Raw genomic sequence first — 12,436 nt, 5'->3', positions numbered from 1 at the left:
GAACCCCACAGCCCTAACAGTCCCCACGACGAAAGGAACCACCATGAGCACCGCCAAGGCAGTCACCGACGCGTCCTTCGAGAGCGACGTCATCACCTCCGACAAGACGATCCTGGTCGACTTCTGGGCCGAATGGTGCGGCCCGTGCCGCGCCGTCTCGCCGATCCTCGACCAGATCGCGGCCGAGCACTCCGACAAGATCGAGATCGTCAAGCTGAACGTCGACGACAACCCGCAGACCGCGGCGAAGTACCAGATCACCTCGATCCCCGCCATGAAGGTCTACCGCGGTGGCGAGGTCGTCAAGACCGTCATCGGCGCGAAGCCCAAGCAGGCCCTCGAGGCCGACCTGGCGGAGTTCCTCGCGTAGTCGACACAACGCATCGAGAGCCCGCCCAGCACCACGCTGGGCGGGCTCTCGTGGTCTCACCGCCGCACCAGGCATAGTCTTGAGCGATTCACCCTCCGACCGTTAAGGACGCAGATGAGCGACAAGGGCACCAACCTCGATCCGTGGTACGACTCGTACGCCGACCGCACGGCCGGCCTGAGCGCCTCCGAGGTCCGAGCCCTGTTCGCCGTCGCCTCCCGCCCCGAGGTGGTCTCTCTGGCCGGCGGCATGCCCTACGTGTCGGCCCTCCCGCGTGAGCTCGTCACGGGCTCGATCGACCGCGTCATGTCGAAGGGCGGGGGAGCGATGGCGCTCCAGTACGGCTCGGGGCAGGGCACCCCGGCGATCCGCGAGCACATCATGCAGATCATGGCCATGGAGGGGATCCGCGGCAGCGCCGACGACGTCGTCGTCACGACCGGCTCGCAGCAGGCGCTCGACCTGGTCACCCGGCTGTTCATCAACCCGGGCGACGTCGTGCTGGCCGAGTCGCCGAGCTACGTGGGCGCCCTGGGCGTCTTCAAGGCGTACCAGGCCGATGTTCAGCACGTCGCGATGGACGACGAGGGGCTGATCCCGGAGGCGCTGCGAGAGGCGATCACGGCCGTCACCTCGCGGGGCGGCACGATCAAGTTCCTGTACACCATCCCCAACTTCCACAACCCGGCCGGTGTCACGCTCTCGTGGGCCCGCCGGCTCGAGATCCTCGAGATCTGCCGCAGCGCGGGCATCCTGGTGCTCGAAGACAACCCGTACGGGCTGCTGTCGTTCGACGAGCCGGCCCCGCAGGCCATGCGCTCGGTCGACGACGAGGGCGTCATCTACCTCGGTTCGTTCTCGAAGACGCTCGCCCCCGGGTTCCGCGTCGGCTGGGCTCTGGCGCCGCACGCGATCCGCGAGAAGCTGATCCTCGCGAACGAGTCGGCCACCCTGTCGCCGAACTCGTTCGGTCAGTTCGTGATCACCGAGTACCTGGACCAGGCCGACTGGCGGGGGCAGATCGACATCTTCCGCGATCTCTACCGCGAGCGGCGCGACGCCATGCTGTCGGCACTGGGGGAGTACCTGCCGTCGCTCAGCTGGACGCGCCCCGAGGGCGGCTTCTTCGTGTGGCTGTCGCTGCCCGACGAGCTCGACTCGAAGGCCATGCTGCCGCGGGCCGTGAAGGAGCTCGTCGCCTACACGCCCGGTACGGCGTTCTACGCCGACGGGGGTGGCCGGCAGAACATCCGCCTCTCGTTCTGCTATCCGACGTCCGAGATGATCAAGGTCGGCGTGGCCCGGCTGGCGACCGTCATCAACGGCGAGCTCGATCTGCTCAACACGTTCTCAGGGGCGCAGCTCGGCAAGCCCAGCCGTCAGCGCGAGGGCGTCACGATGCCGCCGCCGAACATCTCCTGACCAGGCTTTTACCCGTAACACCGCTCACTCTCCCGAAGGATCACCGGTCATGAACTCGAGCCCTCTGCGCAACGTCACCGTCCTCGCCGGCGGCATCTCGCACGAGCGGGACGTGTCGCTGCGATCAGGGAGGCGCGTGGTCGACAGTCTCACCTCCCACGGCATCACGGTCGAGCTGCGTGATCCCGATGCGACTCTGCTGGCTCACCTGACCGAGACGCGGCCCGACGTCGTGTGGCCGGTGCTGCACGGGGCGAGCGGTGAGGACGGCGCTCTGCGGGGCCTGCTCGAGGCGCTGGACATCCCGTTCGTCGGCAGCACCTCCGCCGCGGCGCGACTCGCATGGGACAAGCCGACCGCCAAAGAACTCGCCCGTCGCGCCGGGGTTCTGACCCCTCGTGGGCTCACGCTGTCGCACGACGCGTTCCGCGAACTGGGCGCCGCGGGAGTCCTCGCAGCGATCGCCGACGAGCACCCGGTGCCCGTCGTGGTAAAGCCGGCCCGAGGAGGCTCGGCGCAGGGAGTCACGGTCGTCGAGTCCGCAGATGGCCTGCCCCGTGCGATGGTCGACGCCTACACGTACTGCGACGACGTGATCGTGGAGCAGAAGATCACCGGCACCGAGATCGCCGTCGGGGTCATCGACACCGGTGATGGTCCGACGGCGCTGCCAGCTGTGGAGATCGTGCCGCGAAGCGGCTTCTACGGGTTCGACGCGCGCTACAACGCGGGGGAGACCACCTTCTTCACACCCGCGCGTCTCGACGATGACGCTGCTGCTGGTGCGGCCCGGGCGGCGGTCGCGGTGCACGAGGCACTGGGGCTGCGGCACCTGTCGCGGGTCGACCTCATCGTCGATGCGACCGGTGCGGCGTGGTTCCTCGAGGTGAACGTGCTGCCGGGGCTCACCGAGACCTCTCTCGTACCCATGGCACTCGATGCCGCTGGCTTCGAGCTCGGCCTCGTCTATGCTGCGCTGGCAGAGAAGGCCGTGCGCGACCACCAGTAGGTCTGCCACGCCGATCTGTGTGGCTGTGTTTCACGTGAAACCCGGTGGAAGTCCGGCACTCTCTCGCGTTAAAACTCCTTCATGTGCCACGTCGCGCTACTGAGGCACGTGCGCCGGTCCCGTTTCACGTGAAACGTACCGACTTGACCGACGACACACGGACTTTCGCACCTGGCGCCCGGCGCCGGGCACCCGCAGACCCCAAACCCCAAACCCCAAACCCCGGATCCTGAGCCCCGAACCCATCACCTCGTATTTGCACGCTGCGTGCCTGCCCACCCGCGGACCCGGCACCTCCCTCTCGAACACCCGCGGACCCGGCACCTGCCTCTCGAACACCCGCGCACCTGCGCACCTCCGCACTTCCGCGCCGGCACACCGGCGCACCGGCGCAGGCGACTATGCGTAGATGGACCACCGCCATCGATTTTCATACCTGCGCAACCACATGCGCCCTCTCCGTGGTGTCCTGACACAGCCGCAAGTTAGATCGCCGCAGTCCTGCCCGTCGCATGGCCCTGCGGATGTATTGCTCGGGCGTCGCGCCACGATCGGCGACTCGGATACCCCGATACAGCACGGAAGAACAGGTCGTACCGTCGAAACTGCTGTTCACAGACATGAAACAGCGCATCGGCGTCCAGCGACGAGCAACACACCATGGCTATCGCAGAGACGAGCAGACCCTGGAGATCGCCCTGCACGCCCCTGCACGGTACGACCGCGACAACGAACGGTGTCCGGATCCGGGCCAGGGCGAGAGCGAAGGCCAGGCCCACCTACCAAGCCACGCGAGGAATCCGGTCTGTACGCAGCCAGTGTCACTAACAGCACTGCTCAGCACCCACAGCGCCGAAACGCCCCCTCCAAAGAGGGGGCGTTTCACGTGAAACACGACCGTCCAGACGGCTAATTCGACCTCAGACCACGGGGTCCTGGCCCAATTCGCCGAGGATGCGGTTCAGGTCGTCGATCGTGGCGAAGTCGATGGTGATCGACCCCTTTCGCGCACCCAGGTTGACCTTTACCCGTGTTTCGAGCCGGTCGCCGAGGCCCTCGGCGATCTCGTCGAGGTGCGCTTGGTGGCGGCCGGCCGCCTTGGTGGTCTTGGCCTTCGCCGGAGACCCTGCAGCGATCGCCTCAGCCTGTCGGACGGAGAGATCCTCGTTGACGATCTTCTCCGCGAGACGCTCCATCAGCACGGGGTCGCCCGTCGATAGGATCGCCCGTGCATGACCGGCCGACAGCACGCCCGCAGCCACCCGGCGCTGCACACTGGCCGGCAGCCTCAGAAGGCGCAGCGTGTTCGTGATCTGAGGTCGGCTTCTACCGATGCGAGTGGCGAGTTCATCCTGAGTGATGCCGAAGTCGGCAAGAAGTTGCTGATAGGCGGATGCTTCCTCGAGCGGGTTCAGCTCAGCCCTGTGCAGGTTCTCCAGCAGAGCGTCACGCAGCATCGCGTCGTCAGCGGTGTCTTTGACGATCGCCGGGATCGTCGCGAGACCCAGCTCCTTCGTCGCGCGGAGTCTGCGCTCGCCCATGACGAGCTCGTACTGCACCGGCGTCGTCTTCTTGCCCTTGTTCGGCAGGGGCCGTACGACGATGGGCTGCAGCACGCCGACCTCGCGGATCGACGTCACGAGCTCAGCCAGCTCCTCGTCACGGAACTCCGTGCGCGGCTGCTTCGCGTTCGGAACCACGTCGAGGGGATTGAGGTTCGCCAACCGAGCCCCGGGCACCGCGACCAGGTCTTCCGCCGTCTGCTGGGCCGTGGGGAAGAACACGTCGACAGGGCGACCCTGGGTCTCGTCGTTCACGGGGATGAGGGCGCCGATGCCGCGCCCGAGTCCGGTTCTCTTCGTAGCCACTACTGGGGTGCTCCTCGGTGTGCGAGTTCGGCGGCCGCCTCGAGGTACGAGATCGACCCGGGGGAGTTCTGGTCGTAGCTGATCACGGTCTGCCCGTAACCAGGGGCTTCGCTGATCCGCACAGAGCGGGGGATCAGCGTCTTGAGCGCCTCCTTGGGGAAGTGCTCGCGTACGTCGGCGACGACCTGCTGCGCCAGGTTCGTGCGGCCGTCGTACATCGTCAGCAGGATGCTCGACACGGCCAGACGCGGGTTGAGGTGCTTCTCGATCAGCTGGATGTTGCGGAGCAGCTGGCTCAACCCCTCCAGCGCGTAGTACTCGCACTGGATCGGGATCAGGACTTCTCCTGCAGCGACGAACGCATTGATGGTGAGGAGACCCAGTGACGGCGGGCAGTCGATGAACACGTAGTCGTAGCGCTGGCCCGCAGCCTCTGTCCGCTCCAGGTGCGCTTCCAACGCCGTGCGGAGCCTCTGCTCACGGGCGACGAGAGAGACGAGTTCGATCTCAGCACCGGCGAGGTGGATGGTGGCCGGGATGCAGAACAGGGTGTCGAACTCGGGGCTCTGCTGCACGACGTCGTCCATGTTGCCGTCGTTGACGATGACGTCGTACACGCTCGGGGTGTCCGCCCGATGGTCGACTCCGAGAGCGGTCGAGGCGTTGCCCTGGGGATCGAGGTCGATGACGAGCACGCGGGCGCCACTGCGAGCCAGGGCGGCGGCGAGGTTCACCGTCGTCGTCGTCTTGCCCACACCACCCTTCTGGTTCGACACGGTCAAGACCCGTGTCTCCGCCGGCGGGGGGAGCGGCGCACGCGACAGTGCCGCCTTGCGCCGGTTCAGGTCGGCGAGCTCCCGAGCCAGGGGAGTGGTGCCGTCGTAGTCAGTGGAGGAACTCACCGGATGGATTCTCCGAATCGCCATGTTTCACGTGGAACAACGTGGGTGCCGCCCGACGAACACAGTCGAACACCGAGGAGGCGCGGCGACAGGTCGAGCACTGGCTCAACTTTAGCTTGCAGCACCGACAAAGCACGGAGGTGAGCGTGCAATGACACGCAAACCGTCGAAACTCCTGATCAAGGGTAGTTCAGGTACCAGATCGGGTGTCGCATGCGTCAAACGCTCTCTCAGCGCTACAGCCACCACGAGTCGCACCCCGACGCGACCGAACGCGCTCAGATCGGCTCCTGTGGAGCCGGATCGCGCCTCCTGAAGGTGGTCACGCCAGGGTGGCGCGGAACACCCTGGTCGTCTCGGTCGGGTCGACCACGCCGACGCCCAGCTCGAGCACCTCGACGTCGACGAGATGGTTCTTCGCGATGACCTTGCGAGCCGCGTCGACCTCGGCATCGACCCGCGCGCCTTTCATCAGCAGCAACTGGCCGCCCGTCTTCACCAGGGGAGCGGTCAGCGGGATCAGCTTCGACAGCGCCGACACCGCGCGGGCGGTCACCTGGTCGAGCCAGCCGTCGAGCTCGACCTCCTCGGCACGAGCCCGCACGACCTCGACGTTCGTCAGGCCCATTCGGCCGGCCTCGGCACGCAGCCAGTCCGTGCGACGCTCCATCGGCTCGATCAGCACGAGCGTCGCGCCGGGCCGGGCGGCCGCGAGCACCAGGCCGGGCAGACCCGCACCCGACCCCACGTCGCCCACGCGGCCGTCGACGAGGAGGGGTGCGACGAGACCGGAGTTGACGATGTGCCTCGTCCACAGCCGCGGCAGCTCGAGCGGGCCGATCAGACCGAGCTCTTCGCCGTACTGGGCGAGATCACGTGCGTACTGCCGCACCGCGTCGATGCGGTCGCCGAAGATCTCGGCGGCGACGGCCGGTTCGGTCTCGAGGGTGCTCTGGTCGGCCATCGGTCGTTCGGCGTGCCGACTCAGGCGCGGGTGATGACGGTGTGGCGGTCGCGGCCTTCGCCCTCGGACTCCGAGGTGAAGCCACGAGCGGCCACGATGTCGTGGACCAGCTTGCGCTCGTACGACGACATGGGGGGCAGCGACGCCGCGGTGCCGCCCTCTTCGAGCTTCTCGACCGCGCGGTCGACGAGGGCGCCGAGCTCGGCCTCGCGGATGGCGCGCGAGCCCCCGATGTCGAGGATGAGCCGCGAGAACTCGCCGGTCTTGGTCTGCACCGCGATGCGCGTCAGCTCTTGCAGAGCGTTCACCGTGTCCGGCTTCGACAGCACGCGGAGGTTGCCCTCGCCCGTCGAGTCCACCGAGATGTACGAGCGGCCGGCACGGACCTCGATGTCGATGTCGCCGTCGAAGTCGCAGATGTCGAGCAGCTCTTCGATGTAGTCGGCGGCGATCTCGCCCTCGTCGAGGTCGCCCGTCGAGGAGGCGCTGGTCGCGTTCTCGTCGGAGGCCTCGGCGGCACTCGGGTCGACCCGCGCCTCCTCGGGGGACTCGGTCTCGGAGGCGACGCCCTCGGCGTCGGTCGGCTGCGTGTTCGTCACGTCGTTGTGGTCCGTCTCGCTCGTCACTTCTTGTTGCCGTTCTGCTTCTTGGCGCGGTTCTTGCCCACCGGCTGAGTGCGCTGGGTGGTCTTCGGCACGGCCGGAGCCGACTCGATCTCGGTCACCGTGATGGCGGGCAGACCCTGGCCCTTGCGCTGCTGCTTGCGGGCGAGGCGCTCTTCGCGGGCGAGCGCCGCCTCGCTGCCGGGCGTGGGCATGTTGCGGATGACGATGAACTGCTGCGCCATCGTCCAGATGTTCGAGGTCAGCCAGTAGAACATGACGCCGAGGGGGAACGAGAGACCCGAGAAGACGAAGACGAGGGGCAGCACGTAGAGGAGCATGCGCTGCTGCTTGAACATGGGGCTCGCCTTGGTCTCGGGCGACATGTTCTTGGAGACGATCTGCAGCTGGGTGATGAACTGCGACGCGGTCATGACGACGACCATGCCGGCGGCGATGAGACGCACCTCCCAGGTGGTGGCGCTGAGGAAGGTCTCTTTCAGCGGTGCGCCCCAGAGGGTCGCCTCGCCGAACGACGTGGAGAGCGCCTGGTTCAGCAGGCCGACCCCGACGCCCTCGCGCTGGGCGTTCTGCAGCACCGAGAAGAGGCTGAAGAAGATCGGCATCTGGATCAGCAGCGGCAGGCACGAGCTGAGCGGGTTGGTGCCGGTGTCTTTGTACAGCGCCATGGTCTCGCGCGACATGGCCTCGCGGCTGAACTGGTCGCGCTTGCCCTTGTACTTGTCTTGGATCTTCTTGAGCTTGGGCGCGATCTCCATCATGCGTCGCTGGCTCTTGATCTGCCGGACGAAGATCGGGATGAGCAGCGCGCGCACGACGAGCACCAGGCCGACGATCGACAGCACCCACGTTCCGCCCCAGTCGAAGCCCATGCCCGCACTGGTCAGGAGTTCGTGGAAGCCGACGAGGATCGCCTCGACGACCCACTTGAGGGGCCAGAGGATGGTGTCGATGAAGCCCATGGTGTTCGGGTCAGCCCTTTCCGTGGCTCTGTACGAGGAGACCGTGCGGTGCGACGGGAGCGGAGGCTCGAGCCGCACGACGGGGGAGCACGAAGCCGGAGCCCGTGATCGAGAAGTTCTGGAACCGCGGTTCGGGGACGTCGTCGATGCCGCCCGCCGCCCAGGGGTTGCACCGCGCGATGCGCCAGGCGCCGCGAGCGGAGCCGGCGACGACGCCGTACCGCTGGATCGCCTCGAGCGCGTACCGCGAGCACGACGGGTGGTACCGGCAGACCTCGCCGTAGAGCGGGGAGATGACAGCCCGGTAGGCGCGGAGCACGACGATCGCGACGTTGCGTGGAAGCAACGACACGAACAGTACGAGTTCTCTCACGCTTTCACGACCTTGTCGACGACCCCTGAGATATCCCTCAGCAGGGTAGACCAGGAAACGTCGACACTGCCTGGCAAAGAGCGGATCACGATGTCGGTGCCCGGGGGCAGCGACGGCAGCAGCTCGTGGCAGACGTGCTTGAGGCGACGACGCACGGTGTTGCGGGCGACCGCGTTGCCCACGGTCTTGGCCACGATGAACCCGAACCGGACGTCGCCGCCGTCGTCATGACGACGCACGTAGACGACCGAGTGCGCCGTGGCCGACTTGCGGCCACGGCGCACGGTGTTTCGGTAGTCGTCTGCGCGGACGATCCGGTTGGCTCTGGCCAACACCGGGTGCGACTACGCGGAGAGTTCGGTGCGACCCTTGCCACGACGGGCGGCGAGGATGGCGCGACCCGCACGGGTGCGCATGCGAGCACGGAAACCGTGCTTCTTGGCGCGGCGGCGGTTGTTCGGCTGGAACGTTCTCTTGCTCATGGTGTTTTCTCCAGTGATGCGGACCTGGCCTGCTGCCATGATCCGAGAAGTCTTGTACAGCCCAACTGGCTGAAATCAACTGATTAAAAGTACGCGGCATCGGCCCTGCGGTCAAACGGCAGCCTCGGGGGAGTTTATCCACAGTGTTGAAAACTCCGATTGCAGAAGACATACTCATCCGAACTAGGGTGGGTACCTCCCGCTCCGGATCCGCGTAAACACGGGGAACGAGCACCACTCCCGGCTGAATCGGCCACCGCCGACCCGTGGACAAAGCTGTGCATAACTCGGTACGCCGAGATGCCGTCGCCCCCGGGGCGCACGGCGTGCCCAGCACGCAGATCACCGGCAGAAAGAGAAATCCCCGTGGCGAACACCGTCGATCCGGTCCAGGACCTCTGGCGGTCCGTGCTCGCGAGTCTGACCACCGACGACCGCATCACCCCCCAGCTGCACGGCTTCATCAGCCTGGTCGAGCCGAAGGGCGTGCTCGGCGGCACCCTCTACCTCGAGGTGCCCAACGACCTCACCCGGGGCATGCTCGAACAGCGCATCCGGGGTCCGCTCCTCGAATCGATCGCCGCGCTCGGCGACGACTCCGTCGCGAGCTTCGCCATCACGGTCAACCCCGACATCACGCCCGACACCCTCACCCAGCAGCCCGAGCAGACCGAGCCGGCCCATTACATCGAGGCCCCGTTCGTCCCTACCCCGGTCGAGTCGCCGACCACGGGCAAGCGCAACGACTCGCGGCTGAACCCGAAGTACAGCTTCGACAACTTCGTCATCGGGGCCTCGAACCGGTTCGCCCACGCCGCCGCGGTCGCCGTGGCCGAGGCGCCGGCCAAGGCCTACAACCCCCTCTTCATCTACGGGTCGTCCGGCCTCGGCAAGACGCACCTCCTCCATGCCATCGGCCACTACGCCGAGACGATGTACCCGGGCATCCGCGTCCGCTACGTCAGCAGCGAGGAGTTCACGAACGACTTCATCAACTCGATCGCGAACAACCGCTCGAACCTGTTCCAGCAGCGGTACCGCGAGATCGACATCCTCCTGATCGACGACATCCAGTTCCTGCAGGGGAAGGACAGCACCCAGGAGGCGTTCTTCCACACCTTCAACACGCTGCACGATCACGACAAGCAGCTGGTGATCACGAGCGACCTGCCGCCGAAGCACCTGACCGGCTTCGAGGACCGCATGCGCTCGCGCTTCGAGTGGGGCCTCATCACCGACGTGCAGGCGCCCGACCTCGAGACCCGCATCGCGATCCTCCGCAAGAAGGCGCAGAGCGAGAAGCTGCAGATCCGCGACGAGGTGCTCGAGTTCATCGCCACGAAGGTGTCGAGCAACATCCGCGAGCTCGAGGGCACGCTCATCCGGGTCACGGCGTTCGCGAGCCTGAACCGGACGGCCGTCGACCTGGCGCTGGTGCAGACCGTGCTGAAAGACCTCATCACGCTAGATGAAGACAACATCATCGCGCCGGTCGACATCATCAACCACACCGCCGACTACTTCAAGCTCTCGGTCGACGACCTCTACGGCTCGTCGCGGTCGCAGGCGATCGCGACCGCGAGGCAGATCGCGATGTACCTGTGCCGCGAGCTGACCAGCCTGTCGCTGCCGAAGATCGGTCAGCTGTTCGGCAACCGCGACCACACGACGGTCATGTACGCGAACAAGAAGATCAGCGAGCTGATGAAGGAGCGCCGGTCGATCTACAACCAGGTCACCGAGCTCACCAGCCGCATCAAACAGGACACCCGCTACAAATAAGGGCCCGGTCGAGGGGCGAGATCGTCACCTCCCGGCAGCACCGTCCGAACGGGCGTCGACCATCGGTCGGCGCCCGTTCGTCGTCTCGTCGACCTGCAGGAGGCGCGCAACAGCACCCCAGGAGACCGGACGATCCCACAGTGTGGATAACCTGTGGAAAGTGGTGGATAACTTGGGGGCCGGTTGTTCACGGATGACATGACCCTGTGGGAACAGCCCTCGACCCCACCGGCGGTCGTCCCGGAGTTTGTGATTCCGGTCCACACCGAGTGCACAAGTCACACGGTTGTAGTTCCCTGTCGCCGCGGGGTTTTTAACAGGTTATCCACACTGTGCACAACGGTTAAGACTGTTAATCCTCATTACAAGAAATCATTGGAGAGACAACCTTGTGGACGGATCGAGGGCCCTCGAGGCCACGGGTCCGGGGCGCCGATTGCTGTGCCAGTATTAACCGGCCATCCACGAGCAGGTAGTCGATAGGGGTCCCCCGCGTGAAGTTCCAGGTCAACCGTGACGTCTTCAGCGATGCCGTCTCCTTCGCGGTGAAGCTCCTTCCGCAGCGCACCACGCTGCCGATCCTGAGCGGGGTGCTGATCGAGGCGGACGCCGACGGCCTCACCCTGTCGTCGTTCGACTACGAGGTCTCGGCTCAGACGCAGATCCCCGCCGAGGTCGACGAACCCGGCACGATCCTCGTCTCCGGGCGTCTGCTGGCGGACATCGCGAGTCGCCTGCCGAACGCTCCCGTCACGTTCTCCACAGAGGAGAACCGCATCGCGGTCAGCTGCGGGTCCGCCAACTTCTCGTTGCTGAGCATGCCCGTCGAGGAGTACCCGACGCTGCCGACGGTGGGCGAGCAGTCGGGTGTCGTACCCGGCGACCGCTTCGCACTGGCCGTCTCGCAGGTCGCCGTCGCCGCGTCACGCGACGACGTCACCCCGGTCATCACGGGTGTCCAGCTCGAGGTCACCGAGAACGCGCTCTCGCTCGTGGCCACCGACCGGTACCGCGTGGCCGTCCGAGGCATCGACTTCGACCCGGGCACCGCCGCCAGCGCCGAGACGACCACCGCGCTCGTCCCGGCCCGCACCCTGCAGGAGGTCGGCAAGACCTTCGGCAACGCGACCACCGTCTCCGTGTCGATCACCGGCAGCGACGACCGCGAGCTCATCGCGTTCCAGGCCGGCAACAAGACCGTCACCTCGCTGCTGATCAAGGGCAACTTCCCCCCGGTCAAGCGGCTCTTCCCCGAGACCGTCGAGAACTACGCCGTGATCAACACGGCCGAGCTCGTCGAGTCCATCCGCCGCGTCTCGCTCGTCCTCGAGCGCGAGGCGGCCCTCAGGTTCACGTTCACCATCGACGGCCTCACCCTCGAGGCCATCGGTAGCGAGCAGGCGCAGGCGTCAGAGTCGATCGATGCGTTGTTGACGGGAGAGGACACCGTGGTCTCGTTGAAGCCGCAGTTCCTCCTCGACGGTCTCGGAGCAGTCCACTCCGAGTTCGTCCGCATCTCCTTCACGAAGACGGAGAACCCGAACAAGCCCGGTCCGGTGCTGATCACCAGTCAGTCCTCCAAAGACCAGGCAGGCGCTGACAGCTACAAGTACCTGCTGCAGCCCAACCTCCTCCTGCGCTAGACGCGCCCCCCAGAGCAGGCGCCCACCCGCGCCTCC

The 12,436-nt window shown here is 66.4% G+C and carries 13 protein-coding genes; 5 read left to right on the top strand and 8 right to left on the bottom strand.

Annotated features, from left to right (window positions below; all coding sequences use genetic code 11):
• The first annotated feature begins 43 nt into the window (after positions 1–43).
• The 3 genes from trxA to SOM13_RS06690 all read left to right on the top strand — a co-directional run bounded on the left by trxA (position 44) and on the right by SOM13_RS06690 (position 2,801).
• Positions 44–370 carry a thioredoxin gene (trxA, locus tag SOM13_RS06700; protein ID WP_055799001.1) on the top strand — a complete coding sequence of 109 codons (327 nt, stop codon included), beginning with the start codon at positions 44–46 and terminating at the stop codon, positions 368–370.
• 114 nt (positions 371–484) lie between these two features.
• Positions 485–1,792 (top strand): PLP-dependent aminotransferase family protein, encoded by a 1,308-nt coding sequence (locus SOM13_RS06695; protein ID WP_192061218.1) that lies wholly within the window; start codon positions 485–487, stop codon positions 1,790–1,792.
• Positions 1,793–1,841: 49 nt separating this feature from the next.
• Positions 1,842–2,801 carry a D-alanine--D-alanine ligase family protein gene (locus SOM13_RS06690; RefSeq protein ID WP_243213700.1) on the top strand — a complete coding sequence of 320 codons (960 nt, stop codon included), beginning with the start codon at positions 1,842–1,844 and terminating at the stop codon, positions 2,799–2,801.
• A 920-nt stretch (positions 2,802–3,721) separates the two neighbouring features.
• Here the strand turns inward: SOM13_RS06690 and SOM13_RS06685 are convergent.
• The 8 genes from SOM13_RS06685 to rpmH all read right to left on the bottom strand — a co-directional run bounded on the left by SOM13_RS06685 (position 3,722) and on the right by rpmH (position 8,975).
• Positions 3,722–4,669, bottom strand: coding sequence for a ParB/RepB/Spo0J family partition protein (locus tag SOM13_RS06685; RefSeq protein ID WP_192061216.1), 948 nt, complete (start codon positions 4,667–4,669; stop codon positions 3,722–3,724).
• Entirely contained in the window at positions 4,669–5,571 is a 903-nt protein-coding gene (locus tag SOM13_RS06680) for a ParA family protein (RefSeq protein ID WP_308196159.1), read from the bottom strand. The genes SOM13_RS06685 and SOM13_RS06680 overlap by 1 nt, the downstream gene beginning before the upstream one ends.
• A 322-nt stretch (positions 5,572–5,893) precedes the next feature.
• Positions 5,894–6,535: a 16S rRNA (guanine(527)-N(7))-methyltransferase RsmG gene (gene rsmG, locus SOM13_RS06675; RefSeq protein WP_320479174.1), complete on the bottom strand. Its 642-nt coding sequence runs from the start codon at positions 6,533–6,535 to the stop codon at positions 5,894–5,896.
• Positions 6,536–6,555: 20 nt separating this feature from the next.
• Complete coding sequence (locus SOM13_RS06670) at positions 6,556–7,134, bottom strand: protein jag (RefSeq protein WP_243213706.1); 579 nt, start codon at positions 7,132–7,134, stop codon at positions 6,556–6,558.
• Positions 7,135–7,157: 23 nt separating this feature from the next.
• Complete coding sequence (gene yidC, locus SOM13_RS06665; RefSeq protein ID WP_192061212.1) at positions 7,158–8,120, bottom strand: membrane protein insertase YidC; 963 nt, start codon at positions 8,118–8,120, stop codon at positions 7,158–7,160.
• A gap of 10 nt (positions 8,121–8,130) precedes the next feature.
• Positions 8,131–8,493: a membrane protein insertion efficiency factor YidD gene (yidD, locus tag SOM13_RS06660; protein ID WP_192061211.1), complete on the bottom strand. Its 363-nt coding sequence runs from the start codon at positions 8,491–8,493 to the stop codon at positions 8,131–8,133.
• Complete coding sequence (rnpA, locus tag SOM13_RS06655; protein WP_192061210.1) at positions 8,490–8,828, bottom strand: ribonuclease P protein component; 339 nt, start codon at positions 8,826–8,828, stop codon at positions 8,490–8,492. The genes yidD and rnpA overlap by 4 nt, the downstream gene beginning before the upstream one ends.
• Before the next feature lie 9 nt (positions 8,829–8,837).
• Positions 8,838–8,975, bottom strand: a complete 138-nt coding sequence (rpmH, locus tag SOM13_RS06650; protein WP_043595303.1) for a 50S ribosomal protein L34 — start codon at positions 8,973–8,975, stop codon at positions 8,838–8,840.
• Between the two features lie 366 nt (positions 8,976–9,341).
• Between rpmH and dnaA the strand changes: the two genes are divergently transcribed.
• Together dnaA and dnaN are read left to right on the top strand one after the other, a co-directional pair.
• On the top strand, positions 9,342–10,757 hold the full coding sequence (gene dnaA, locus SOM13_RS06645; RefSeq protein ID WP_055799026.1) for a chromosomal replication initiator protein DnaA: 1,416 nt from the start codon (positions 9,342–9,344) through the stop codon (positions 10,755–10,757).
• Positions 10,758–11,251: 494 nt separating this feature from the next.
• On the top strand, positions 11,252–12,400 hold the full coding sequence (dnaN, locus tag SOM13_RS06640; protein WP_192061209.1) for a DNA polymerase III subunit beta: 1,149 nt from the start codon (positions 11,252–11,254) through the stop codon (positions 12,398–12,400).
• Positions 12,401–12,436 lie beyond the last annotated feature (36 nt).

This window comes from Frigoribacterium sp. CFBP9030, assembly GCF_034045195.1.
In the GTDB taxonomy this organism is placed as follows: domain Bacteria; phylum Actinomycetota; class Actinomycetes; order Actinomycetales; family Microbacteriaceae; genus Frigoribacterium.
Note: the sequence above shows the minus strand (reverse complement) of the source record. Positions and strands in the feature narration are given on the sequence as shown.

What these genes read in the sequence shown, in the direction of transcription:
- rsmG (WP_320479174.1), bottom strand. Translation starts at nt 6,535, where the DNA reads ATGGCCGACCAGAGCACCCTCGAGACCGAACCGGCCGTCGCCGCCGAG.
- SOM13_RS06695 (WP_192061218.1), top strand. Translation starts at nt 485, where the DNA reads ATGAGCGACAAGGGCACCAACCTCGATCCGTGGTACGACTCGTACGCC.
- yidC (WP_192061212.1), bottom strand. Translation starts at nt 8,120, where the DNA reads ATGGGCTTCATCGACACCATCCTCTGGCCCCTCAAGTGGGTCGTCGAG.
- trxA (WP_055799001.1), top strand. Translation starts at nt 44, where the DNA reads ATGAGCACCGCCAAGGCAGTCACCGACGCGTCCTTCGAGAGCGACGTC.
- rpmH (WP_043595303.1), bottom strand. Translation starts at nt 8,975, where the DNA reads ATGAGCAAGAGAACGTTCCAGCCGAACAACCGCCGCCGCGCCAAGAAG.
- SOM13_RS06690 (WP_243213700.1), top strand. Translation starts at nt 1,842, where the DNA reads ATGAACTCGAGCCCTCTGCGCAACGTCACCGTCCTCGCCGGCGGCATC.